Origin of the sequence: Pseudomonas sp. EA_65y_Pfl2_P74 (assembly GCF_963970575.1) — a bacterium.
Taxonomy (GTDB): domain Bacteria; phylum Pseudomonadota; class Gammaproteobacteria; order Pseudomonadales; family Pseudomonadaceae; genus Aquipseudomonas; species Aquipseudomonas baetica_A.
Genome location: NZ_CAXAOQ010000031.1, coordinates 55,097 through 80,023, shown reverse-complemented (window position 1 = coordinate 80,023; position 24,927 = coordinate 55,097). Strand labels below are relative to the sequence as shown.

At 59.8% G+C, this 24,927-nt stretch carries 22 protein-coding genes; 12 read left to right on the top strand and 10 right to left on the bottom strand.

Annotated elements, in window-relative coordinates; all coding sequences use genetic code 11:
* Nucleotides 1-44: 44 nt before the first annotated feature.
* The 8 genes from AACY18_RS22630 to AACY18_RS22595 all read left to right on the top strand — a co-directional run bounded on the left by AACY18_RS22630 (nucleotide 45) and on the right by AACY18_RS22595 (nucleotide 10,002).
* Nucleotides 45-959: a LysR family transcriptional regulator gene (locus tag AACY18_RS22630; RefSeq protein ID WP_221729866.1), complete on the top strand. Its 915-nt coding sequence runs from the start codon at nucleotides 45-47 to the stop codon at nucleotides 957-959.
* A 133-nt stretch (nucleotides 960-1,092) separates the two neighbouring features.
* Nucleotides 1,093-2,550 carry a gamma-aminobutyraldehyde dehydrogenase gene (locus AACY18_RS22625; protein WP_339466185.1) on the top strand — a complete coding sequence of 486 codons (1,458 nt, stop codon included), beginning with the start codon at nucleotides 1,093-1,095 and terminating at the stop codon, nucleotides 2,548-2,550.
* A gap of 83 nt (nucleotides 2,551-2,633) precedes the next feature.
* Nucleotides 2,634-3,785, top strand: a complete 1,152-nt coding sequence (gene ydcS, locus AACY18_RS22620) for a putative ABC transporter substrate-binding protein YdcS (RefSeq protein WP_339434046.1) — start codon at nucleotides 2,634-2,636, stop codon at nucleotides 3,783-3,785.
* A gap of 221 nt (nucleotides 3,786-4,006) precedes the next feature.
* Nucleotides 4,007-5,044, top strand: coding sequence for an ABC transporter ATP-binding protein (locus AACY18_RS22615; protein ID WP_339466174.1), 1,038 nt, complete (start codon nucleotides 4,007-4,009; stop codon nucleotides 5,042-5,044).
* 1 nt (nucleotide 5,045) lies between these two features.
* Entirely contained in the window at nucleotides 5,046-5,981 is a 936-nt protein-coding gene (locus AACY18_RS22610; RefSeq protein WP_339434044.1) for an ABC transporter permease, read from the top strand.
* Entirely contained in the window at nucleotides 5,971-6,780 is an 810-nt protein-coding gene (locus tag AACY18_RS22605; RefSeq protein ID WP_003222021.1) for an ABC transporter permease, read from the top strand. The genes AACY18_RS22610 and AACY18_RS22605 overlap by 11 nt, the downstream gene beginning before the upstream one ends.
* 155 nt (nucleotides 6,781-6,935) lie before the next feature.
* Nucleotides 6,936-8,360 carry a gamma-aminobutyraldehyde dehydrogenase gene (locus AACY18_RS22600; RefSeq protein WP_221729870.1) on the top strand — a complete coding sequence of 475 codons (1,425 nt, stop codon included), beginning with the start codon at nucleotides 6,936-6,938 and terminating at the stop codon, nucleotides 8,358-8,360.
* Nucleotides 8,361-8,517: 157 nt separating this feature from the next.
* A complete protein-coding gene (locus tag AACY18_RS22595; RefSeq protein WP_339466173.1) occupies nucleotides 8,518-10,002 on the top strand; it encodes an APC family permease in 1,485 nt (494 codons plus the stop codon).
* A gap of 17 nt (nucleotides 10,003-10,019) precedes the next feature.
* Here the strand turns inward: AACY18_RS22595 and AACY18_RS22590 are convergent, their stop codons facing one another.
* Nucleotides 10,020-10,163, bottom strand: coding sequence for a hypothetical protein (locus tag AACY18_RS22590; RefSeq protein ID WP_339434041.1), 144 nt, complete (start codon nucleotides 10,161-10,163; stop codon nucleotides 10,020-10,022).
* A 436-nt stretch (nucleotides 10,164-10,599) separates the two neighbouring features.
* Between AACY18_RS22590 and AACY18_RS22585 the strand changes: the two genes are divergently transcribed.
* Entirely contained in the window at nucleotides 10,600-11,112 is a 513-nt protein-coding gene (locus AACY18_RS22585; RefSeq protein WP_339466172.1) for a BRO-N domain-containing protein, read from the top strand.
* Nucleotides 11,113-11,172: 60 nt separating this feature from the next.
* Here AACY18_RS22585 and AACY18_RS22580 read toward each other — a convergent pair whose 3' ends face one another.
* A complete protein-coding gene (locus tag AACY18_RS22580; RefSeq protein WP_221729874.1) occupies nucleotides 11,173-11,358 on the bottom strand; it encodes a hypothetical protein in 186 nt (61 codons plus the stop codon).
* A gap of 404 nt (nucleotides 11,359-11,762) precedes the next feature.
* Between AACY18_RS22580 and AACY18_RS22575 the strand changes: the two genes are divergently transcribed.
* Complete coding sequence (locus tag AACY18_RS22575) at nucleotides 11,763-13,391, top strand: glucan biosynthesis protein D (RefSeq protein ID WP_339434039.1); 1,629 nt, start codon at nucleotides 11,763-11,765, stop codon at nucleotides 13,389-13,391.
* A 112-nt stretch (nucleotides 13,392-13,503) separates the two neighbouring features.
* Here AACY18_RS22575 and AACY18_RS22570 read toward each other — a convergent pair whose 3' ends face one another.
* The 3 genes from AACY18_RS22570 to AACY18_RS22560 form a co-directional block, all read right to left on the bottom strand.
* The gene (locus AACY18_RS22570; protein ID WP_339434038.1) at nucleotides 13,504-14,610 is read right to left on the bottom strand and encodes an NADH:flavin oxidoreductase/NADH oxidase; all 1,107 of its coding nucleotides are present in this window, start codon (nucleotides 14,608-14,610) and stop codon (nucleotides 13,504-13,506) included.
* Between the two features lie 264 nt (nucleotides 14,611-14,874).
* Nucleotides 14,875-16,584 carry a single-stranded-DNA-specific exonuclease RecJ gene (gene recJ, locus AACY18_RS22565; protein ID WP_339434037.1) on the bottom strand — a complete coding sequence of 570 codons (1,710 nt, stop codon included), beginning with the start codon at nucleotides 16,582-16,584 and terminating at the stop codon, nucleotides 14,875-14,877.
* A gap of 55 nt (nucleotides 16,585-16,639) precedes the next feature.
* Nucleotides 16,640-17,182 carry a YaeQ family protein gene (locus AACY18_RS22560; protein ID WP_007908961.1) on the bottom strand — a complete coding sequence of 181 codons (543 nt, stop codon included), beginning with the start codon at nucleotides 17,180-17,182 and terminating at the stop codon, nucleotides 16,640-16,642.
* Nucleotides 17,183-17,328: 146 nt separating this feature from the next.
* On the opposite strand from AACY18_RS22560, the gene AACY18_RS22555 reads away from it, so the two are divergent.
* Together AACY18_RS22555 and AACY18_RS22550 are read left to right on the top strand one after the other, a co-directional pair.
* Complete coding sequence (locus AACY18_RS22555; RefSeq protein WP_339466171.1) at nucleotides 17,329-18,528, top strand: CaiB/BaiF CoA transferase family protein; 1,200 nt, start codon at nucleotides 17,329-17,331, stop codon at nucleotides 18,526-18,528.
* Nucleotides 18,482-19,435, top strand: a complete 954-nt coding sequence (locus AACY18_RS22550; protein WP_339466170.1) for a TIGR02285 family protein — start codon at nucleotides 18,482-18,484, stop codon at nucleotides 19,433-19,435. Before AACY18_RS22555 ends, AACY18_RS22550 begins: the two co-directional genes overlap by 47 nt.
* Nucleotides 19,436-19,608: 173 nt before the next feature.
* On the opposite strand, the gene AACY18_RS22545 is transcribed toward AACY18_RS22550, so the two are convergent.
* The 5 genes from AACY18_RS22545 to AACY18_RS22525 form a co-directional block, all read right to left on the bottom strand.
* Entirely contained in the window at nucleotides 19,609-19,890 is a 282-nt protein-coding gene (locus tag AACY18_RS22545; RefSeq protein ID WP_221729880.1) for a DUF3509 domain-containing protein, read from the bottom strand.
* A 164-nt stretch (nucleotides 19,891-20,054) separates the two neighbouring features.
* Complete coding sequence (locus AACY18_RS22540; RefSeq protein ID WP_221729881.1) at nucleotides 20,055-20,462, bottom strand: response regulator; 408 nt, start codon at nucleotides 20,460-20,462, stop codon at nucleotides 20,055-20,057.
* Between the two features lie 117 nt (nucleotides 20,463-20,579).
* On the bottom strand, nucleotides 20,580-21,953 hold the full coding sequence (locus AACY18_RS22535) for a transporter substrate-binding domain-containing protein (protein ID WP_339434034.1): 1,374 nt from the start codon (nucleotides 21,951-21,953) through the stop codon (nucleotides 20,580-20,582).
* 119 nt (nucleotides 21,954-22,072) lie between these two features.
* Nucleotides 22,073-23,482 carry a threonine synthase gene (gene thrC, locus AACY18_RS22530; RefSeq protein ID WP_339466169.1) on the bottom strand — a complete coding sequence of 470 codons (1,410 nt, stop codon included), beginning with the start codon at nucleotides 23,480-23,482 and terminating at the stop codon, nucleotides 22,073-22,075.
* A 105-nt stretch (nucleotides 23,483-23,587) separates the two neighbouring features.
* Nucleotides 23,588-24,892 (bottom strand): homoserine dehydrogenase, encoded by a 1,305-nt coding sequence (locus AACY18_RS22525; protein WP_221729884.1) that lies wholly within the window; start codon nucleotides 24,890-24,892, stop codon nucleotides 23,588-23,590.
* Between the last annotated feature and the right edge of the window lie 35 nt (nucleotides 24,893-24,927).

Sequence of the window (24,927 nt, the reverse complement as noted above, 5' to 3'; positions counted from 1 at the left end):
CACTCAAACTCATCTATAAAAACCGCCCACCGGGTACCCTTCCCATGATGACCTTGCGTCAGATCCGTCACTTCATCGCCGTGGCCGAAACCGGCTCGATCTCCGCCGCCGCGCAAACGGCGTTCATTTCCCAATCGACCCTGACCCTGGCGATCCAGCAACTGGAAGAGGAAATCGGCGTCAGCCTGTTCAGCCGACACGCCAAGGGCATGACGCTGACACATCAGGGACACCAATTCCTACGCCAGGCTCACCTGATTCTGGCGACTGTGGACAATGCCAAACGCAGCCTCCAGCAAAGCACCGATCAGGTCGCCGGGCAGTTGATCGTCGGTGTGACCAGTCTGGTCGCCGGTTATTACCTCGCGGATCTACTGACTCGATTTCAACGGGCCTATCCCAACGTTGAAATAAGAGTGATGGAGGACGAACGCCCCTACATTGAGCACTTGCTGGTCAGCGGCGAGATCGATGTCGGGGTGTTGATCCTCTCCAACCTCGAAGACCGCCATGCCTTACAGACCGAAGTCCTGACCCACTCGCCACACCGTTTGTGGCTGCCCGCGCAGCATCCGCTGCTGGAGCACGACAGCATCAATCTCGCCGACGTCGCTCGCGAGCCGTTGATTCAACTGAACGTCGACGAAATGGATAGCAACGCTCAACGTCTATGGCAGGGCGCCGGACTGCAACCGAAGATCACTCTGAGAACCGCATCGACCGAGGCCGTGCGAAGTCTGGTCGCAGCGGGTTTGGGCGTGTCGATCCAGCCGGACATGACCTATCGCCCGTGGTCGCTGGAGGGCGACATCATCGAAGCCCGCCCCATCGCCGACCTCAATCAGACCCTCGACGTCGGCCTGGCCTGGCGCCGTGGCACTGCGCGCCCAGCATTGGTCGACCCATTCCTGACCGTCGCTCGCGAACAACCCCACGGCGGGCGCAAGCCATCTATTTAATCGAATGCCACCTTCAGTATTTAGAATTTGTCGACCTCGGAGCCGCGCACTAGTCTTGCTGCATCTATAAGACGGTCGGCTCCCGGTGACAGAGGGAGCAACAATGACCACACAAGAAAAGAGATCGCGGAAAATGGCTGGCGCGCAGACCCCGATGTGTACCGCGTTGTTGATCGACGGCCAACTGGTCGCCGGGGAAGGTTTTGTCGAGCCGATCCTCAACCCGGCCACCGGCGAAATTCTCACGCACATTGCCGAGGCCAGCACCGAGCAGGTCGAAGCGGCGATCCTCGCCGCCCACCAGGCCTTTGCCCAATGGTCGCGCACAACGCCGCAGCAACGTTCCAACCTGTTGCTCGACATCGCCAACGCCGTCGAAAAACACGCCGATCACCTCGCCCGCCTCGAATCGCTGAACTGCGGCAAGCCATTGCACCTGGCGCGTCAGGACGATTTGACCGCGACCGTCGATGTGTTCCGCTTCTTCGCCGGTGCCGTGCGCTGCCAGACCGGCCAGCTCAGCGGCGAATACCTACCGGGTTACACCAGCATGGTCCGTCGCGATCCGATTGGCGTGGTCGCCTCGATCGCGCCGTGGAATTACCCGATCATGATGGCCGCGTGGAAAATCGCCCCGGCCCTCGCTGCCGGCAACACGCTGGTGTTCAAGCCGTCCGAACACACGCCGCTGTCGATCCTCGCACTGGCGCCTGCGCTAGCCGAGATCCTCCCGCGTGGGGTGATCAACATCATCTGCGGCGGTGGCGAAGGCGTCGGCAGCCATTTGGTCAGTCACCCGAAAATCCGCATGGTGTCGCTGACCGGCGATATCGTCACCGGCCAGAAAATCCTCCAGGCCGCCGCGAAAACCCTGAAACGCACTCACCTCGAACTTGGCGGCAAAGCCCCGGTAATCGTGTGCAACGACGCTGATCTAAAAGCTGTGGTCGACGGCGTGCGCACCTACGGTTATTACAACGCCGGGCAGGACTGCACTGCCGCCTGCCGGATCTACGCACAGGCCGGGATTCACGACAAATTGGTCGCCGAACTCGGCGCCGCCGTCAGCAGCCTGCGCTTCGCTGGCAAACGCGATGCCGACAACGAGATCGGCCCGTTGATCAGCACCCGCCAGCGTGACCGCGTCGCCAGTTTCGTCGAGCGCGCCCTTGGCCAGCCGCACATCGAACGCGTGACCGGTGCGGCCGTGCATTCCGGTGCCGGTTTCTACTATCAACCGACGCTGTTGGCCGGTTGCAAACAGAGCGACGAAATCGTTCAACGCGAAGTGTTCGGCCCGGTGGTGACCGTGACCCGTTTCGACGAACTCTCGCAGGCCGTCGACTGGGCCAACGACTCCGAATACGGCCTGGCCTCGTCGGTGTGGACGCAGAATCTGGACAAGGCGATGCAGGTTGCCGCCCGCCTGCAATACGGCTGCACCTGGATCAACAGCCATTTCATGCTGGTCAGCGAAATGCCCCACGGCGGGCTGAAACGCTCGGGTTACGGCAAAGACTTATCCAGCGATTCGCTTCAAGACTACAGCGTGGTGCGGCACATCATGGCCCGCCACGGCCAGCATCTCTGACTACGCTAATAACAAGCCGCCAACGGCATGCTTCACCGCGTTCACAACTGCCCCGACCATAATTTAAAGAAGAGGGTTCAACCATGTTCGTGCACAAGACCGCACTGCTCAGTGCAATCACCACGGCCTTGCTGGCCAGCGCCAGCCTGCAAGCGGCAGAACCGCTGAAGGCTGTCGGCGCCGGCGAAGGGCAGTTGGATATCGTCGCCTGGCCGGGCTACATCGAACGTGGCGAAAGCGACAAGGCCTACGACTGGGTGACCGGTTTCGAGCAGGAAACCGGCTGCAAGGTCAACGTGAAGACCGCCGCCACCTCTGACGAAATGGTCAGCCTGATGGCCAAGGGCGGTTACGACCTGGTCACCGCGTCGGGCGATGCTTCGCTGCGATTGATCGTCGGCAAGCGTGTGCAACCGATCAACACCGCGTTGATCCCGAACTGGAAGACCCTTGACCCACGCCTCAAAGATGCGCCGTGGTACGTGGTCAATAAACAGACCTACGGCACCCCGTATCAGTGGGGCCCAAACGTGCTGATGTACAACACCAACGTGTTCAAGACTGCGCCGACCAGTTGGAATGTGCTGTTCGCCGCGCAGGATTTGCCCGACGGCAAGCCGAACAAGGGTCGCGTGCAGGCCTATGACGGCCCGATCTACATCGCCGATGCGGCGCTGTATCTGAAATCGACCCGGCCTGAACTGGGCATCAAGGATCCGTATCAACTGACCGAGGCGCAGTACAAAGCCGTGCTGGATCTACTGCGGGCGCAGCAGCCGCTGATCCACCGTTACTGGCATGACACCACGGTGCAGATGAGCGATTTCAAAAACGAAGGCGTGGTCGCGTCGGGCGCCTGGCCGTATCAGGTCAACAGCCTGGTGAACGAGAAGCAGCCCATCGCTTCGACCATTCCGAAAGAAGGCGCCACCGGTTGGGCCGACACCACCATGTTGCACGCCGAGGCCAAACATCCCAACTGTGCATACAAATGGATGGACTGGTCGCTGAAGCCCAAAGTCCAGGGTGATGTGGCGGCGTGGTTCGGCTCGTTGCCGGCGGTGCCAGCGGCGTGCAAGGAGAGCGAGTTGCTCGGCGCCGAAGGTTGCAAGACCAACGGTTTCGACCAGTTCGACAAAATCGCCTTCTGGAAAACTCCGCAAGCTGAAGGCGGCAAGTTCGTGCCGTATAGCCGCTGGACGCAGGATTACATCGCGATCATGGGCGGTCGCTAGTCTTTGAATTGACGCCGCGCCCCCTGTGGGAGCGGCGGTGCGACTTGCTCGCGAAAGCGGTGTGTCAGCCAGCACCCTTGCCGAATGATAGACCGCGTTCGCGAGCAAGCCCGCTCCCACATCGGGATCACCAACAACGGCAAACCGCAAAACGTTTCAGCTTTTTCAGAAGTCCAGGCAGGGCCGCTGCGACGGCTTTCGCCTTTTTGGAGCACCGCACCATGACGCTTGCAGTCCAGTTCACCAACGTTTCCCGGCAGTTCGGCGAAGTGAAGGCCGTTGACCGGGTTTCCATCGATATCCAGGACGGCGAGTTCTTTTCCATGCTCGGCCCCTCCGGCTCGGGCAAAACCACCTGCCTGCGACTGATCGCCGGGTTCGAGCAACCGAGCGCCGGTTCGATCTGCATCCACGGCGCCGAAGCGGCCGGTCTGCCGCCGTATCAACGCGATGTAAACACTGTATTTCAGGATTACGCACTGTTCCCGCACATGAACGTGCTGGACAACGTCGCCTACGGCTTGAAGGTCAAAGGCGTAGGCAAAGCCGAGCGCCATAAGCGCGCCGAAGAAACCCTGGACATGGTCGCCCTCGGCGGCTACGGCGTGCGCAAACCGGTGCAGTTGTCCGGTGGTCAACGACAGCGTGTCGCCCTGGCCCGCGCCTTGGTCAATCGCCCTCGCGTGCTGTTGCTCGATGAACCACTCGGCGCACTCGACCTGAAACTGCGCGAGCAGATGCAAAGCGAATTGAAAAAGCTGCAACGCCAACTCGGCATCACCTTCATCTTCGTGACCCACGATCAGACTGAAGCCCTATCAATGTCCGACCGCGTCGCCGTGTTCAACAAGGGCCGCATCGAGCAGGTCGACACGCCGCGCAATCTGTACATGAAACCGACCACCACGTTTGTCGCCGAGTTCGTTGGCACCTCGAACGTGATTCGTGGCGATCTGGCGCGCCAGCTCAGCGGACACCCGCAGCCGTTTTCGATCCGACCGGAACACGTGCGTTTCGCCGAGGGCCCGCTGGCCAGTCACGAAATAGAAGTCAGCGGTTTGCTCCACGACATCCAGTATCAAGGCAGCGCGACCCGTTATGAACTGACGCTGGAAAACGGCCAGACCCTGAGCATCAGCCACGCCAATAATCAGTGGATCGACAGCAGCGCGCAGCACCAGACCGGCCAGCGCTTGAGTGCGCGTTGGGCGCGTGAAGCGATGATTACGCTGCACGACACCGTTGCGAGCGGGGTGTGAGATGAGCACGCTCGCGACGACTCCATCGCCACCGTTGCGCAGGTTTTCCAACCTGCTCTATCGCAAGCCCAACCTGTACCTGTTGATGTTGCTGGTGCCACCGCTGCTGTGGTTCGGCGCGATCTATCTAGGCTCGCTGCTGGTGCTGCTGTGGCAGGGTTTCTATACCTTTGACGACTTCACCATGGCGGTGACGCCGGACCTGACGCTGGCGAATTTTGCGGCGCTGTTGCGGCCATCGAACTTCGACATCATTCTGCGCACGTTGAGCATGGCCATTGCCGTGTCGATGGCCAGCGCCCTCGTCGCGTTCCCGATTGCCTACTACATGGCGCGTTACACCACGGGCAAGACCAAAGCGTTTTTCTACATCGCGGTGATGATGCCGATGTGGGCCAGTTACATCGTCAAGGCTTACGCATGGACGCTGTTGCTGGCCAAGGGGGGCGTGGCGCAGTGGTTCGTTCAGCACTTGGGGCTGGAGCCGGTTTTGCAATTCATTCTGGGCATACCGGGCGTGGGCGGCAGCACCCTGTCGACCTCGAATCTGGGGCGGTTCATGGTCTTCGTCTACATCTGGCTGCCGTTCATGATCCTGCCGATTCAGGCCTCGCTGGAACGTCTGCCGCCGTCGCTGTTGCAAGCGTCTGCCGACCTTGGCGCCAAGCCGCGCCAGACGTTTATGCAAGTGATTTTGCCGCTGTCGATTCCGGGGATTGCGGCGGGTTCGATCTTTACGTTTTCGCTGACGCTGGGCGATTTCATCGTGCCGCAACTGGTGGGCCCGCCGGGCTACTTCATCGGCAGCATGGTGTATGCGCAGCAAGGCGCGATTGGCAATATGCCGATGGCAGCGGCGTTCACTCTGGTGCCCATCGTTCTGATTGCGGTTTACCTGTCCATCGTCAAACGACTGGGGGCCTTCGATGCACTCTGAGCGCGCTTCACTGGGTCTGCGCATCGCGGCCTGGGGCGGGTTGGTGTTTCTGCACTTCCCGATCCTGATCATCTTCCTTTACGCCTTCAACACCGAAGAAGCCGCGTTCAGCTTTCCACCGAAGGGCTTCACCCTGCACTGGTTCAGTGTGGCGTTTTCGCGGCCGGACGTGCTGGAGGCCATCAAGCTATCGCTGCAGATTGCAGCCATCGCCACGTTGATCGCGATGGTGCTTGGCACGCTGGCGTCGGCGGCGCTGTACCGGCGTGATTTCTTCGGCAAACAGGGCATCTCGCTGATGCTGATCCTGCCGATTGCGCTGCCGGGGATCATCACCGGGATTGCGTTGCTGGCGACGTTCAAAACGCTGGGAATCGAGCCTGGGATGTTCACCATCATCGTCGGCCACGCGACCTTCTGCGTGGTGATCGTCTACAACAACGTCATCGCCCGTCTGCGCCGTACTTCGCACAGCTTGATCGAGGCCTCGATGGATCTGGGCGCCGACGGTTGGCAGACCTTCCGTTACATCATCCTGCCGAACCTCGGCTCGGCGTTGCTGGCCGGCGGCATGCTCGCGTTTGCGCTGTCGTTCGACGAAATCATCGTCACCACGTTCACCGCAGGGCATGAACGCACGCTGCCATTGTGGTTGCTCAATCAACTGAGCCGGCCACGGGATGTGCCGGTGACCAACGTCGTCGCCATGCTGGTGATGATGGTGACCATGCTGCCGATCCTGGGTGCCTATTACCTGACCCGAGGTGGCGAAAGCGTGGCGGGGAGTGGCGGCAAGTAAACGTCCCCCCCCTGTGGGTGCGGGCTTGCTCGCGAAGAGGCCAGCACATTCAACATTGATGTTGGCTGCCTTACTGCTTTCGCGAGCAAGCCCGCTGCCACCGTTGAACCCGGTTTCTTCTGAAAAATAACAATGGCTTCAAAGAGGACAAAAACATGCAAACCAAACTCTTGATCAACGGCCAACTGGTCAACGGCGAAGGCCCGGCGCAACCGGTGCTCAACCCTTCGCTCGGTGAAGTGCTGGTGGAGATCAACGAAGCCAGCGAAGCCCAGGTCGATGCAGCCGTGCGTGCCGCCGACAACGCCTTTGCCGAGTGGTCGCAAACCGCGCCGAAAGACCGCTCCTTGCTGCTGCTCAAACTCGCTGACGCCATCGAAGCCCACGGCGAGGAGTTGGCGAAACTCGAATCCGACAACTGCGGCAAACCCTACAGCGCCGCGCTGAATGACGAGATCCCGGCGATTGCCGACGTGTTCCGTTTCTTTGCCGGCGCCAGTCGTTGCATGAGCGGATCGGCCGGCGGTGAATACCTGCCCGGCCACACCTCAATGATCCGTCGCGACCCGGTCGGCGTAATCGCCTCCATCGCGCCGTGGAACTACCCGTTGATGATGGTCGCCTGGAAAATCGCCCCGGCACTGGCCGCCGGTAACACCGTGGTGCTCAAGCCGTCGGAACAAACCCCGCTGACCGCGTTACGCTTGGCCGAACTGGCGTCGGACATTTTCCCGGCCGGCGTACTCAATCTGGTGTTTGGTCGTGGGCCTACCGTTGGCAGTCCACTGGTCACGCACCCGAAAGTGCGCATGGTTTCGTTGACCGGTTCCATCGCCACGGGTGCCAACATCATTTCCAGCACCGCCGACAGCGTCAAACGCCTGCACATGGAACTGGGCGGCAAGGCGCCGGTGATCATCTTCGACGACGCCGATATCGATGCGGCGGTTGAAGGCATCCGTACGTTCGGCTTTTACAACGCCGGGCAGGACTGCACCGCGGCCTGCCGGATCTACGCGCAGCAAGGCATTTATGACAAGTTTGTGGAGAAGCTCGGCGCGGCCGTCAGCAGCATCAAGTACGGTTTGCAGGATGATCCGTCCACCGAACTGGGGCCGCTGATCACTGCGCAACATCGCGACCGCGTCGCCGGTTTCGTCGAGCGTGCCGTGGCGCAACCGCACATCCGTTTGATCACGGGTGGCAAGTCTGTGGACGGCAATGGTTTCTTCTTCGAACCCACCGTGCTGGCCGATGCGCAGCAGGACGACGAAATCGTCCGCCGCGAAGTGTTCGGGCCGGTGGTGTCGGTGACCAAGTTCACTGATGAAGCGCAGGCGCTGGAGTGGGCCAACGATTCGGACTACGGCTTGGCGTCCTCTGTGTGGACTGCGGATGTAGGACGCGCGCATCGGATGTCCGCGCGGTTGCAGTACGGCTGCACCTGGGTGAACACGCACTTCATGCTGGTCAGCGAAATGCCTCACGGCGGTCAGAAATTGTCTGGCTACGGCAAGGACATGTCCATGTATGGGCTGGAGGACTACACCACGGTTCGGCATGTGATGTTCAAGCACTAAGCCTTTAAAAGCTTCGCGTCACCCCGGCTTCAAGGCAGAAACCGGCTCTACGCACCACCAGGACTCCAAAACAATAACTACCGAACCGGGCGGCGCCCTTAGGCCCCGCCACGGCCTCGGCCATCCGAAATCTGCCGATTTCACGGAGCAAACACACATGAGTGCATCACCCTATCTCTCAGCCGCCGTTGCCGACAGCGATGCCGAACAACTGCGCCAACTGGGCTACACCTCCAACTTCAATCGCAGCATGAGCCTGTGGGAAAACTTCGCCCTGGGCTTCACTTATCTGTCACCGGTCGTAGGGGTTTATACCCTGTTCGGCCTGTGTCTGGCCGCAGGCGGGCCACCGATGTTCTGGGCCTACTTGCTGGTCGGTTGCGGTCAGTTGCTGGTGTGCCTGATCTTCGGCGAAGTGGTGTCGCAGTTCCCGATCTCTGGCGGCGTCTATCCATGGGCGCGCCGCTTGGTGGGCAAGAAATGGGCGTGGATGGTCGGCTGGATCTACTCCATCGCCCTGTGCGTGACCATTGCCGCCGTGGCGGTCGGCGCCGGCCCGTACCTGGCCGCCATGATGGGCTTTGAGCCAAACAACAACACCAACATCGTCATCGCCCTGGTGCTGACCCTGTTCGCCACACTGGTCAACCTCAGCGGTACCAAAGTGCTGGCGCGCATCGCCATGTTCGGCTTCCTCTGCGAACTGGTCGGCGCGGTGATCGTCGGCGTGTACCTGCTGATCTTCGAACGCCACCAGCCGCTCAGCGTGCTGTTCAACACCTTCGACATCAGCGTCGACGGCTCGTACCTGCCAGCCTTCCTCACTGCATCGCTGGCGGGGATGTTCCTCTACTACGGCTTCGAGGCCTGCGGCGACGTCGCCGAAGAAACCCCGAACCCGAGCAAGAAAATCCCGGTGGCCATGCGCATGACCATCTACATCGGCGGCATCGCGGCAATGTTCGCCTGCCTGGCGCTGATCCTCGCCGTGCCGGACATGCAAGCGGTGATCAATGGCACCGACAAAGACCCGGTCACCACCATCCTCAACAACGCCTTCGGCCCGGTCGGTTCGAAAGTGGTGATGGGCGTGGTGATGATTTCCTTCATCTCCTGCGTCATCAGCCTGCAAGCGGCAGCCAGCCGTCTGCTGTACTCCTACGCTCGCGATGAAATGGTCATCGGCAGCCGACTGCTGAAAAAGCTTTCTCCTACGACCCAGGTGCCGGTGGCTGCACTGTTCGTGGCCGGCGTCCTGCCCGCCCTGATCATCGTCCTCGGCTTCTTCCTGCAAGACGCCGTGGCCACCATCGTCAGCTTCGCCGCCATCGGCATCTACCTCGCGTTCCAGATGATCGTGCTGGCCGCCCTGTATGCGCGGATGAAAGGCTGGAAACCCAGCGGCAAATTCACCCTCGGCGTGTGGGGCTGGCCGGTGAATATCGGCGCACTGGTGTATGGCGTTGGCGCGATCATCAACATGGCCTGGCCACGCACGCCGGATGCGGCTTGGTATGTGAACTACGCGATGGTGTTGAGCACCGTAATCGTGATTGGTTTGGGCCTGGTTTACATGTGGATTGGCAAGCCGTATGACCATGGGAAGGCGCCGGCCGGGGATGCCTGGAAGGTGAGTCGCTAAGAAGAATCACCCCGGAATCAAGATTTGATTCCGGGGTCTCCCCGAAGCACTCTCATCAATTCATCTGTACGCCATTTGATCTCCGCTTTACCTCTGACAGCTTCGAAGCGATCCAGATCGATCACCTTTCTCTTTTTACCTCTCGCTTCGTCTTTGCTCACAGAATTACTTCTCCCGTTTTCCCGGTTGCTAACTCATAAAGGAAAATCTTCGGTACAGGGATGGTTTCGCAGCAAGAGCTGCAAAAACAGGCATTTCCTACAGACACAACCTTCCGGAGAAAGCCCCATTTCCTACGCCGTGCGTCGACAGAGTAGACTTGGCGCCGCTAGCGCCTGACCGATAGGCTTTGTCCCGTCGCTGCCAAATCAGCGGCCCGGGGTCGAAGCCGGAACATCATCAACTTGGCGCAACTGCGTCCTCCATAGAGACCGGGGCTTTTTTGCCTTTCAGTTTCGCGTTATGGCGGATCGTGTGGTGCGGGCCTCTCGGCTTCCATGTTGATCGAGAATGTTCCGACTTCGAACGCCACACGGTTCGCCACCCAAAATCTGTCGAAGGATTCGTGGCGACTCTCATTTCAACATGGAGTCAGAAATGCCTAAGCACACGCCAAATCCACCTGAAACCCACCCGCACTTCACCCCCACCGTCTTCACCCGCCACAACCGCTTCCTCCACGCGTTCATGCAAGACCACGAAGCCTGGTTCTGCGTCCAGGATCTCGGTCGCCTGATGGGTTATCCGCTGAACGAACACCTCACTCTGAAACTCGATCCCGACCAGCGTCGCAACGTCCTCATGCGCAAGGACGGCGAAATCGTCGATTGCGCGACGGTCAGCGAGTCCGGCCTGTACGCCCTGCTCGTCCATCACTTCGTGCCGCAAAACCGCAATCTGCGCCAATGGCTGAGCCATGAAGTGATTCCGATGCTGCGCGAAAGCATGGCAACGCCTGTGCAGAACGACCCGAGCCTGAGTTCGGTTAACTGGGCTGGGGTCACCGTCCCTCTGCTTCACTGGCAGCAGCAGGCGTGGGTCAAATGGCGTGACGTGCCGGAGTTGATGCACGGCCAACAGCCGTATCCGGTTTTGGGAACCTGTAGCTGAAATCCATCCAAAAAAACTGTGGCGAGGGCGCTTGCTCCCTCGCCACAGGCTATCCCAACGTTAAAACCGCGAAACACTCCTCATCGCATCCACCAGATACCGCATGGCGATCCGGTCGCTCTCCGAAAGCTCCCGATAACGCTCCAACAGTTTCAACTCATCAGAGCTGAGCCTACGCCTTTTGCGACCGCTGCCAAGGCAGGGAAAGATGCCCAACATGTCAGTGATGCCTTGTATTTTTGCCATGGACGATGTCCTTCTCTAATACGTCAAAGAACTGCTCAACCACCACATCGCCCTGCCCCTTTCAGCAGCGTCGTGTGCCCCACCGGTCTGAAGGTTCGCGACCGGTCATGTCCATAGAATAGAAATTTAATCGGTGCTGAAAAGGGCTTTTTAGAGTAATTAGTCGAAAAAAGCAGAAATGCCCTGTAAATCAGAAAGTGCCGTCGGAAAAAATACCGACATGTCTTGTTTCATTGCCAGACTGAGCCTCGTAATCAATCATTTTTGCTCGACAATCGAACGGTTTAAGCTAGCCGGCATCTGTTTATAGTCCGCAGCGTTTGGCCGAAGGCTTGTCCGAACCGTACTTTCTGATCCAGCACGTGCCAGGAACGGCGCGGGATTGCACACGACAGGTTGTATTTATGCACCGCAGGAATTTGCTTAAAGCGTCCATGGCCATTGCGGCTTACACCGGTCTTTCAGCCTCAGGCCTGCTGGCGGCGAATGCCTGGGCCGCCAGCGGTGACGTCGCTGATGGCGACGCACAAGCCTTCGATTTCCAAGCCCTGAAGCGCAAGGCCAAACAACTGGCCGGCAGTGCCTACCAGGACACCAAACAGGTGCTGCCGCCGACGCTGGCGACCATGACCCCGCAAAACTTCAACGCGATCCGCTACGACGGCGAGCATTCGTTGTGGAAGGAGAACAAGGGTCAACTGGACGTGCAGTTCTTCCACGTCGGCATGGGTTTTCGCCAACCGGTGCGCATGCACAGCGTCGATCCGAAGACCCGTACCGCCCGCGAGGTGCATTTCCGCCCGGCGCTGTTCAACTACGAGAACACTTCGGTCGACACTCAGCAGCTCAAGGGCGATTTGGGGTTCGCCGGCTTCAAGCTGTTCAAGGCGCCGGAACTGGATCGTCATGACGTGCTGTCGTTCCTGGGCGCCAGCTATTTCCGTGCAGTCGACGCGACTGGCCAATATGGCCTCTCGGCGCGTGGTCTGGCGATCGACACCTATGCCAGGAAGCGCGAAGAATTCCCTGACTTCACCCAGTTCTGGTTCGAGACACCGGATCAGAACGCCACGCATTTTGTGGTTTATGCCCTGCTCGACTCGCCGAGCGCGACCGGCGCCTATCGCTTCGACATCGATTGCCAGGCCGAACGCGTGGTGATGGAAATCGACGCGCATATCAACGCACGCACGGCCATCGAACAATTGGGCATTTCGCCGATGACCAGCATGTTCAGTTGCGGCACCCACGAGCGCCGCATGTGCGACACCATCCACCCGCAAATCCATGACTCGGATCGCCTGGCGATGTGGCGCGGCAACGGCGAGTGGATCTGCCGTCCGCTGAACAACCCGGCGACGCTGCAGTTCAACGCATTTGCAGACACGGACCCTAAAGGTTTTGGTCTGGTACAAACCGACCATGAATTCGCCAACTATCAGGACACCGTCGACTGGTACAGCAAACGTCCGAGCCTGTGGGTCGAACCGACGACCGCATGGGGCGAAGGCTCTATCGATCTGTTGGAAATCCCTACCACCGGCGAGACCCTCGACAACATCGTCGCGTTCTGGACGCCGAAGAAACCGGTGGCCGCCGGTGATTCGCTGAACTACGGCTACAAGCTCTACTGGAGTGCCCTGCCACCGGTCAGCACGCCGTTGGCGCGGGTGCAGGCGACCCGTTCCGGGATGGGCGGATTCACTGAAGGCTGGGCACCGGGCGAGCATTATCCGCCGGTCTGGGCGCGCCGTTTCGCCGTGGATTTCACTGGTGGCGGTCTGGATCGCCTGCCGCAGGGCACCGGGATCGAACCGGTCATCACCTGCTCCAACGGCAAGGTGCAGGACTTCAGCGTGTTGGTGCTCGATGACATCAAGGGTTACCGGATCCTGTTCGACTGGTACCCGACCAACGACAGCGTGGAGCCCGTGGAACTGCGGTTGTTCATTCGTACCAATGACCGCACGTTGAGTGAGACCTGGCTGTACCAGTACTTCCCGCCGGCGCCGGACAAGCGTAAGTATCCTTGAGGGTTTGAGGCGCCTGCTCGCGAAGACGGCAGCACTGGCAAAACAGCCGCCAACAGAAAAAACAAAGCCCCGACCCTCACTGGCCGGGGCTTTTTGCATGTCAGCGACGCACTCAATCGCGCAAATCAGACTCATGAATCGGCTGATCACGATGGGTCGCACGCTGATACTGCGCCGGCCACACCGCTTTGCGTCCGCCCAGATCATCATCGGCGTGCAACGGCCAGTACGGATCACGCAGCAACTCGCGGGCGAGGAAGATGATGTCGGCCTGGCAGGTACGCAGAATGTGCTCGGCCTGCGCAGGTTCGGTAATCATTCCCACAGTGCCAGTGGCGATGCCTGACTCTTTGCGCACGCGTTCGGCGAAGCGCGTCTGATAACCCGGCCCGACAGGAATCTCGGCGTTGGCTGCCGTGCCACCCGAGGAAACGTCGATCAGGTCCACACCCAATGCTTTAAGACGCCGCGCCAGCTCAACGGTTTCGTCAGGGTTCCAGCCGTCCTCAACCCAATCGGTGGCCGACACACGGACAAACACTGGCAGTTCCTCTGGCCAGACTGCCCGTACCGCTTCAGTGACTTGCAGCACCAGACGAATCCGGTTTTCGAACGAGCCGCCGTACTGATCGCGCCGTTGATTACTCAGCGGCGACAGGAACTGGTGCAGCAGATAACCGTGCGCGGCGTGAACCTCAACCACACTGAAACCCGCTGTCAGCGCGCGTTCTGCGGCATCGACAAAGGCTTGGATGACTTCGGCGATCTGCCCTTCATCGAGCTGTTTGGGTTGCGTGTGCTGCGGATCAAAGGCAATCGGCGACGGCCCGACCGGTGTCCAGCCGCCATCATCCGGTTTGACGCTGCCGTGCTGGCCGATCCAGGGTCGATGGGTGCTGGCCTTGCGCCCGGCGTGAGCCAGTTGAATGCCGGCGACCGCGCCCTGCGAGGTGATGAAACGAGTGATACGTTGCAGTGGTTCGATCTGTTCGTCATTCCACAGGCCAAGGTCTTGGGCGGTGATCCGACCGTCGGCCGTCACCGCCGTGGCTTCGGTGAACACCAGCCCGGCGCCACCCACGGCGCGGCTGCCAAGGTGTACGAGGTGCCAGTCGTTGGCCAGACCGTCGACGCAGGAGTATTGGCACATGGGCGACACGGCGATGCGGTTGGGCAGGGTCAGTTGGCGCAGAGTAAAGGGTTCAAGCAGCAGACTCATGGGGCACCTCTCAAATCAGTGGGCAGGCTCCAGGGTTCTGTTTGAATAGTCGTCGAGTGACAGGAAGAGATGCAGCACCCGCCCCCGCGGGCAAAAAACGACAAGACGTCACAAGGCCAATCAAGCAGTGCTTAGAGCCTAGTCGACAACCGGGGATGCGGGAGGGTTCAGAGTCATTCCGTGTGGGAAAGTCCGCCTTCGCGAGCAAGCTCGCTCCACCAGGAAAACACCGGACCTGTGGGAGCGACTTTGCTCGCGAAGGGGTCAGCGCGGTTCGATGTGGGCAATCATCAGTTGCACGGTCTCATTGCCACGAAACTCGTTAACGTCGAGCTTGTAAGCCAGTTCGACCCATTTGATCGTCGGATTCGGCCAGATGTCGCGGTCGATACCGAAGGCGATGCCGTCGAGTTTCACCGAGCCGCACTCGCTTTTGAGTACCACTTTCAAGTGTCGCTCACCGACGACCCGCTGCTCGACCAACTGGAATACACCGTGAAACAGTGGCTCCGGAAAGTGCTGACCCCAAGGCCCGGCATGGCGCAGGGCGCGGGCCAGCTCAAGGTGGAATTCTTCAACCGCCAGCGTGCCGTCCGACAACATGCGCCCGGTGAGGTCTTCTTCGCGAAGTTGCCTACGCACTTCGGCGTCAAATGCCTCAGCGAACAACGGAAAATTCTCCTGCGGCAAGGTCAGGCCGGCTGCCATTGCGTGGCCGCCGTATTTGGCAATCAGGTTTGGATGCTGCGCTGCAACCACGCTCAAGGCATCACGAATATGGAAGCCTTGCACTGAACGCCCCGAGCCCTTGAGCAAACCATCGCCAGCATCGGCGAAGGCGATGGTCGGACGGAAATAACGCTCTTTCATCCGTGAGGCGAGGATGCCGATGACGCCCTGGTGCCACTCCGGATCAAACAGGCACAGACCGAACGGCATCGACTCAACGGGCAAGTCCTTCAACTGGGCCAGCGCTTCGCGCTGCATGCCTTGCTCGATGGTTTTGCGATCCTGGTTCATACCGTCCAGTTGCGCGGCCATTTCGCGGGCCATGTTGGCGTCGGCGGTGAGCAGGCATTCGATGCCCAGGCTCATGTCATCCAGGCGCCCGGCGGCGTTCAGGCGCGGGCCGACGATGAAACCCAGATCCGTGGAGGTGATGCGAGCCGCATCACGCTTGGCCACTTCAAGGATCGCTTTGATCCCCGGCCGCGCACGCCCGGCGCGAATCCGCTCCAGACCCTGATGCACCAGAATCCGGTTGTTGGCGTCCAATGGGACAACGTCGGCGACACTGCCCAACGCGACCAGATCAAGCAATTCGCCGATGTTCGGCTGCGGCTTGCTTTCGTACCAGCCGAGGCTGCGCAGGCGCGCGCGCAACGCCATCAACACATAGAAAATCACCCCGACACCGGCCAGCGCCTTGCTCGGGAACTCGCAGCCTGGCTGGTTGGGATTGACCAGCGCATCGGCCAGCGGCAGTTCATCGCCGGGCAAGTGGTGGTCGGTGATCAGCACTTTGAGCCCATGACGCTTGGCAGCGGCCACGCCTTCAACGCTGGAAATGCCGTTGTCGACGGTGATCAGCAACTGCGGCTCGCGAGTCATGGCAACTTCGACGATTTCCGGGGTCAGGCCGTAACCGTATTCAAAGCGATTCGGCACCAGATAATCGACATGAGCAGCACCCAGCAGTCGCAGACCGAGCATACCCACCGTGCTGGCCGTGGCGCCGTCCGCGTCGAAATCACCGACGATGAGGATGCGCTGGCGTTGCTCCAGCGCTGTCACCAGCAGATCGACTGCCGCATCGATGCCCTTGAGTTTCTGGAACGGAATCAACCGTGCCAGACTCTTGTCCAGTTCCGCCTCGGATTGCACGCCCCGCGCCGCATACAAGCGGGTCAGCAGCGGCGGCAGGTCACCGAGAAAAGGCAGAGTGGCAGGCAGTTGACGAGGTTCGATACGCATGGGGTGACGGAGACTTCTCTTGAATACGTGGGATTAATCAGATGACAACGCAGGATCAGCCGCGCTCACCTTGCAGCCATTGCAACTGGACTTCGTGTTGACCGCGATCGTCGGTGACGAAAATCGTCCCTTCGCTGATCATCACGTCCCACTTGATGACGCGGGGCATGTCCTTGGCCAGGGTTTCCAGCACTTCTTGCGGGACGGCGGCAATGTTGACGTTTTTAAGGTTCTTGATCGCCGGGATCACCTTGGTTTCCCACACGCGCAGGCTGCCGTAGGCCAGCAGGCTGGTGCGTTCGGTGCGACGCGAGCACCAGGTCAAACGGTCGGCGTCGGGCTGGCCGACTTCGATCCAGTGCAGAACACGATCGTCCAGGCTCTTTTCCCACAGCGCAGGTTCATCCACGTCTGACAGACCACGGCCAAACGACAACTGCTCGTTGTACCAGAGGGCGTAGGCCAGCAGCCGCACAGTCATGCGCTCTTCGGTTTCCGAAGGGTGACGGGCGATGGTCTGCTTGACGCTCTCGTAGACGCTGCGGTCGAGGTCGGTGAGGTTCAGTTCAAACTTGTAAGTGGTCGAAGGCTGGGCCATGAACGGGCTTCTTGATACGAGGAAAGTCGGCAAGTCTAACCGATGCGGTAGGCAATCATCGAATTGATGGCGATCAACCTGCGGCGCCTGACAGCCGGCTATGCTAAAACGCTGTATCCGCTCAACCTTGTCCTACAGGATTCAGCATGCCGTTTACCAACAAGCCGCTCAGCGGCGTGAAAGTCATCGAACTGGGTACATTGATTGCCGGGCCGTTTGCCTCGCGTATTTGCGGCGAGTTCGGTGCCGAAGTCATCAAGATCGAATCGCCGGACGGCGGTGATCCGTTGCGCAAATGGCGAAAGTTGTACGAGGGCACCTCGTTGTGGTGGTTCGTTCAGGCGCGCAACAAGAAGTCGCTGACCCTCAACCTCAAGCATCCCGATGGCTTGGCGATCCTGAAAAAACTGCTCAGTGAAGCCGACATCCTGATCGAAAACTTTCGCCCCGGTGTGCTGGAAAAACTCGGTCTGAGCTGGGACATCCTGCACGCGTTGAACCCGAAACTGGTGATGGTGCGCCTCTCCGGCTTCGGCCAGACCGGGCCGATGAAGGATCAGCCGGGGTTCGGCGCCGTCGGCGAATCCATGGGGGGGTTGCGCTACATCACCGGTTTCGAGGATCGGCCGCCGGTGCGTACCGGCATCTCCATCGGCGACTCGATTGCCGCGCTGTGGGGCGTGATCGGCGCGTTGATGGCGCTGCGTCATCGTGAGGTCAACGGCGGGCTCGGCCAAGTGGTCGATGTGGCACTGTACGAAGCGATCTTCGCCATGATGGAAAGCATGGTGCCGGAGTTCGATGTGTTCGGTTTTATCCGTGAACGCACCGGCAACATCATGCCCGGCATCACGCCGTCGTCGATCCACACCAGCGCCGACGGCAAACATGTGCAGATCGGCGCCAATGGCGATGCAATCTTCAAGCGCTTCATGCTGATCATCGGCCGTGAAGATCTGGCCAATGACCCGACACTGGCCAGCAACGACGGTCGCGACAATCGCCGCGACGAGTTGTATGGCGTGATCGATCGCTGGGTCAATTCGCTGCCGCTGCAATCGGTGCTCGACCTGCTCAATCAGGCTGACGTACCGGTCAGCCGGATCTTCAGTGCCGAAGACATGTTCAGTGATCCGCAGTACCTGGCTCGGGAAATGTTCCTGTCTGCCAAACTGCCGGACGGCAAATCTTTCAAGATGCCGGGTATCGTGCCCAAACTCTCAGAGACACCGGGCTCCTCCGAATGGGTCGGACCGCAACTCGGTGAACACAATGCGCAGGTACTCCACGATCTTGGCTATGACGAAAAGCAGATCGCCCAACTGCGCGAAGACGGAGCCATTTAAGCTGAAGCACCGACAGGCATCGGACGCCAACCGCTCCCGCCACGGATGGACGTGGCGCCTGTTCGGTCTGTTGTTTCTGCTGACCCTGCCCGCTTGGGCGCAGGCAAAACCTACGCTGATCTGGTTACTGCGCGACTTGCCACCGATGACCATTTTCGAAGGTCCGAAAAAGGGCCAGGGGGTGATCGATCAGTTGCTGCCGATGCTGATCGCTGGCATGCCGCAATACGAACATACGCTGATGCGGGTCAATCGCGCCCGTGGCTTGCAGATGCTCCATGACAACCCTTTCGCCTGTGACCCCGCGCTGATATGGAACCAGGTACGCGCGCAGTCGGTTGCGTATTCGATCCCTGCGATTCGCGCGGTGAGCAATGGTCTGGTGGTTCGTCGGCAGGATCGGGCGGTGCTTGAACCCTATCTGGTGAATGGCGAGGTTGATCTGTCTGCGCTACTCGCGAATGGCAACAGGAAGGTCGGCGTTGTCGCCGAACGCAGCTACGGCGAGTTTCTCGACACTATCCTGCATCAAGCGCCCAGCGGCGCGCTGACTGCGCATTACGGCAATGATGCGCTGGCCAATCTGCTGTCGATGCAGCGTCTGGGCCGGTTGCAGGTGGTGCTGGGTTACTGGCCGGAAATCCGCTATCAGGCGAAGCAGGCGCAGATTGCCGAAGATGAGCTGGAGTTTTATCCGATCCAGGGCGCCGGAAAATATCTCTCAGGTTATATCGCCTGTTCCGACACCACGATGGGGCGTCAGGCCATCGGCGAGATCAACCAACTGCTACGCACCCTGCCCCACGAACATCTCAATCGGCTGTACGCCGCGTGGCTTGACCCCAAGCAACAGGCCGATTATCTGGAACAGGCACGGCTGTTCTTCGAACAGCAGGCCGCGCAGTAAACGGCGGACAAAAGAAACCCCGAGAAGTGGGGAGACGACTCGGGGTTAAACGTGGCCCGTAATAAAGACCCGTAGCAGCAAGCGACAAGCACCGGAGCACAATGCTTGATCCTGCTGTTACGAGGTCTGACTGACAGAGATGCAGGAAGTTTCCCACAAGAGACATTTCATTTTCAGAGCGCCGCACGCTTGTCCAGCGCCGCATTGCGCAAGGCCGCGATCACGCAGGGCTCCAGGCGCCCTTCGGCAATCAGGACGTCACGGTGCAAACCATCGACGACATCGGTCAACTGACGCTTGTCGGTCAGTTGTGCCTGATTGAATGGGCGTTCCACGACAATGGCGCCGCTGCTGTTCTTCAAGGTCACCAGGCATTCACCCTGGGCACCGCTTGGAGACAACGAAACCTGATACGGGCTCAGAGCCTCACCGAGCAATAGACTGATACTTTCCATCTCGATCTCCACTCAATAGTCCGAAAACATTGTGTCTGGGGCGTGTCCACAGTAAATGACCACCGGCCCGAGAAGAAAGTTCTGCATGCCGGTCGCAAGCACTGCAGCGTCACCGGTCTGTCAGAGCATGCACGGTGAAGATGACAGAAAAATAACCGTGCCCTTCAGACCCCGACAGGCTGCGAAGCAGCGATCAGGTAGCCGTCCAGCAAACCTCTCATCAGCACTGCCGAGACCGGCGTTTGCAAGCGCCCCAATAATCGCAACCGATGCTCGCGCAGCAACGGCTCGAGATCGCTCAGCAGACTCGGCGCGACCGCCCCCAGCAGGATCAGCGCACGGGCTTCACGCTGTACCGCCAGATGCTGAATCAGAGCCAGGCCATCGCCGCCCTTGAGTTGCGGATCGCAAATGGCAATATCGACCACGCCGCGGTGGCCCAGCGAACACAGGGCCGACGCCAGGGACGGTGCGGTCAGTACGTCATAGATGCCGATGGCATTGAGCATTTGATGCAATGCCATCAGCTGAAACGGATTGGGTTCAAGAATCAGAACTTTAAGCGAGCGCATGGGCGACCTCCGGAACGACAATCGCGGACTCTCACCGCAGTTGTCGCTCACTCTAGGGCAGCCGTCTTAAGCCTCCCATAGGAAAAGTAGCCGCGTCTTATAGGAAGTTTCCCATCTTCACTGCAGACATCGGCACCCGCTCTCCGTCCTACGCTGGGTGATGTCGGTCCAGCCGCCCAGCAGTCCACGCAACTGGCCGTCGGCACTGTAGAACGGCACGGTCCACTGATAGACCTCGCGCGGGCCATTCTTGAATTGCAGTTGGCGTTTACTGAAGCGCGACTTGCGTGTGCTCAGTTGCACGATGAACTCGTCGTGCAGCATCAGGGCGGTCGCTTCGGGCAACACATCGATCTCGATCAGCAAACGCCCCTGCACCTGATCCAGCCGAACCGAAAGAGCCTCCTCGTAGCTGCGGTTGCACATGATCAGTCGACCGTGCAGATCTCGGACAAACATCGGATCAGGCATGGAATCAATCAGCGCGCGCTGAAACGCCAGTTGATCGCCCAGCACCTTTTCCGCCTCGCTGCGCTGTTTGATCACCGCCGTCAGGCGCCGATTCCATACCAGCGACAACAGGCCGAAAACACCCAGCCCACCCATCACCCAGCAGCCCCATTCGATCATCCGCTGCCACACCGACGGTATGGGCGCCGGCGAAATACCCTCCAGCCATTTGAGGCGAATGGCGCGTAACTCGGCAGGGGGGAACGCCTCCAATGCCTTGTTGAGAATACTCAAAAGTTCCGGCATGCCCTTGCGTACCGCCAGATGATCAGCCTCCCATTTGCCTTCCACCAGTGCACCGACCTTGAGCAACCCCAACGGATAAAGCTGTGCACCGATCTCGTTTTCGATCGTCGCGTAGGCCTCGCCGCTCTCGACCAATGCCCGTGCTTCGGCGTAGGTTTTGACCGAGCGGATTTCGATTGAAGGGTAATCACGTCGGATCACGTCTTCCAGTGCATGCCTGGCGGGCAGCACCACCACTCGCTTGGCCAGTTGCTCCAGGGACTCCACCGAGGGTGCCCCGGCGCGCCCGACAAATACCCAGCCCGCGCCGCCGAATGCGTGACTGAAATCAAGAAACGCCTTGCGTTCGTCGCTTACGGCCAGCGTTGTGCTGATGTCCGCCGCCCCGCTCTCGAGGCGCTCAAGCATGTGATCCGTGGAAAACGACTCATGATGCACAAACTGCAACCCGGTCATCGCCGTGACGCGTTTGAGCACATCGTTGTTCAAGCCGCTCCACTGACCATGCTCATCCTGAAACAGATACAACGGGTACTGCACCGACGCGACCGTCACCGTGGGGTTATCGCGAATCCACTGGCGCTCATGTGCGTCCAGTTCGATGGGCTGAACGTTGAGGCCCACCGCATCATCGTGCAACGCCAATTGCGCGGCCACACTGCCGTGCATCACTCCCAGCAATCCGAACAAGCACAACCAGCCCAGTGCCGGTTTCAAACCTCTATAAAACAGCATTGCCACTTCCTTCGTGATCGACTCACCCGTCCTTCGAGGGTGAAAACCCGAGCAGTGTGGCAGCAGAAACAAAAAAGCCCGTCAGGAGACGGGCTTCAAAATGTGACAGCTTTGCAGGTTTAAAGCGGCTTGCCGCGGTTGCCATGCTGGCTGACAAAGGCCTGCACGGCTTTCAGCTCGTTTGGCAGAACGGTGCAGCGTTCGTTTCGCTCAAACAAATCAGAAAGGTGTGCAGGTAGTTCGAGCGCTTTTCCTACACCCGCTTTCTCTACCGCGTCCGGGAATTTCACCGGATGCGCCGTGCCCAGGATCACCATCGGGATGTCGAGGCTGCGACGGCATTCGCGTGCGGCCTTCACGCCAATGGCGGTGTGCGGGTCCAGCAGTTCGCCGGTCTGCGCATAGACTTCGGCGATGGTTTCGCAGGTTTGGGCATCGTCCACGGCCAGCGAATCGAACAGTTTGCGTGCTTCGGTCCAGCGCTCTTGCTCGACGCTGAAACCACCGCCCTGCTTGAACGAATCCATCAAACCGGCAATCGCTGCACCGTTGCGACCGTGCAGGTCGAACAGCAGGCGTTCGAAGTTCGACGACACCATGATGTCCATCGACGGCGACAACGTGGCGTGCAGGGTTTGCTTGACGTACTGATTGCCGCTCATGAAGCGGTGCAGGATGTCATTGCGGTTGGTGGCGACGATCAACTGATTGATCGGCAGGCCCATGTTGCGCGCCAGGTAACCGGCGAAGATGTCGCCGAAGTTGCCGGTCGGCACCGAGAACGATACCGAACGCGCAGGGCCACCCAACTGCAGGGCAGCGTGAAAGTAGTAAACGATCTGGGCCATGATCCGCGCCCAGTTGATCGAATTCACCGCCACCAGGCGCGTGCCCTTGAGGAAGCTCTGGTCGGCGAAACTGGCTTTGACCATTTCCTGGCAGTCATCGAAGTTGCCTTCGATGGCGATGTTATGAATGTTCTCACCGAAAATCGTGGTCATCTGGCGACGCTGCACTTCGGACACACGGTCGTGCGGGTGCAGGATGAAGATGTCGACATTTTCGCAGTGTTTGCAGCCTTCAATGGCGGCCGAACCGGTGTCACCGGAGGTGGCGCCGACGATGACTACACGCTCGCCGCGCTTTTCAAGCACGTAGTCGAGCAGACGACCGAGCAGTTGCAAGGCGAAGTCTTTGAACGCCAGGGTCGGGCCGTGGAACAGCTCCATGACCCATTCGTTGCCGTTGAGCTGACGCAGCGGCGCGACGGCGCTGTGCGAGAACACACCGTAGGTTTGTTCAAGAATCCTTTTGAAATCGGCGTCAGGAATGCTGCCGGTTACAAACGGGCGCATGACGCGAAAGGCCAGCTCGTGATACGGCAGGCCAGCCCAGGAAGCGATTTCTTCCTGGGTAAAACGTGGCAGGTTTTCCGGGACGTACAGACCACCGTCGGTGGCAAGACCAGCCAGCAGGACGTCTTCGAAATTCAGGGCCGGTGCCTGGCCGCGGGTACTGATGTAACGCATAAGGGCAAACCTTCGGTTTGGGCTACAAGCGGTGAGCTTCAAGCTACAAGTGAAAAGCGCCTCTGCTTTTACTTGCAGCTTGAAGTTTGAAGCTTGCTGCTGCTGTTAATTCAAGTGTTCGACGCGGATCCGCATAACCGGACCGTTGACGCCGGCCAGGGCTTCCAGGGCTGCGATCGCATCATTGATGCGCTGCTCGACCACGCGGTGGGTCAGCAGGATCATCGGCACCAGACCGTCCTGCTCTTCGACTTCCTTCTGCATGATCGACTCGATGTTGATGCCACGCTCCGACAGAATGCTCGCCACCTGAGCCAGTACGCCCGGGTGATCCTTGGCTTGTATGCGCAAGTAGTAAGCGCTTTCACAGGCTTCGATCGGCAGGATCGGATGGGCCGACAGCGAGTCTGGCTGGAAGGCCAGATGCGGGACGCGGTTCTCCGGGTCGCTGGTCATGGCGCGAACCACGTCCACCAGGTCGGCGATGACCGAAGAGGCCGTTGGCTCCATGCCGGCACCGGCGCCGTAGAACAAGGTCGAACCGGCAGCATCACCGTTGACCATCACCGCGTTCATCACGCCGTTGACGTTGGCGATCAGGCGATCGGCCGGGATCAGCGTCGGGTGTACGCGCAACTCGATGCCCGCAGCCGTACTGCGCGCCACGCCGAGGTGCTTGATGCGGTAGCCCAGTGCTTCGGCGTAGTTGACGTCAGCGGTGGTCAGCTTGGTAATGCCTTCGGTGTAAGCCTTGTCGAACTGCAGCGGAATGCCAAACGCAATGGAAGCCAGAATGGTCAGCTTGTGCGCGGCGTCGATGCCTTCGACGTCGAAGGTCGGATCGGCTTCGGCGTAACCCAGCGCCTGAGCTTCGGCCAATACGTCTTCAAACGTACGGCCCTTCTCGCGCATTTCGGTGAGGATGAAGTTGCCGGTGCCGTTGATGATCCCGGCCACCCAATTGATGCGGTTGGCGGACAGGCCTTCACGGATCGCCTTGATCACCGGAATGCCACCGGCCACCGCGGCTTCAAACGCCACGATCACGCCTTTCTCGCGTGCCCTGGCGAAAATTTCATTACCGTGAACGGCAATCAGTGCCTTGTTCGCGGTGACCACATGCTTGCCATTCTCGATGGCCTTGAGTACCAGCTCGCGGGCAACGGTATAGCCGCCCATCAGCTCTATGACGATGTCGATCTCAGGGTTCGTGGCCACTTCGAAGACATCGTTGGTAATCGCAATACCGGTCGTCTGGAACTGAGGCTTTGGCGTGCGCATGGCAATTTGTGCCACTTCGATCCCACGCCCGGCACGACGAGCAATTTCCTCGGCGTTGCGCTGAAGTACGTTGAAGGTACCGCCACCGACGGTCCCTAACCCACAGATGCCTACTTTGACCGGATTCACTGTGAACTCCCCATGAAACGGCCGACTCAGGGTCG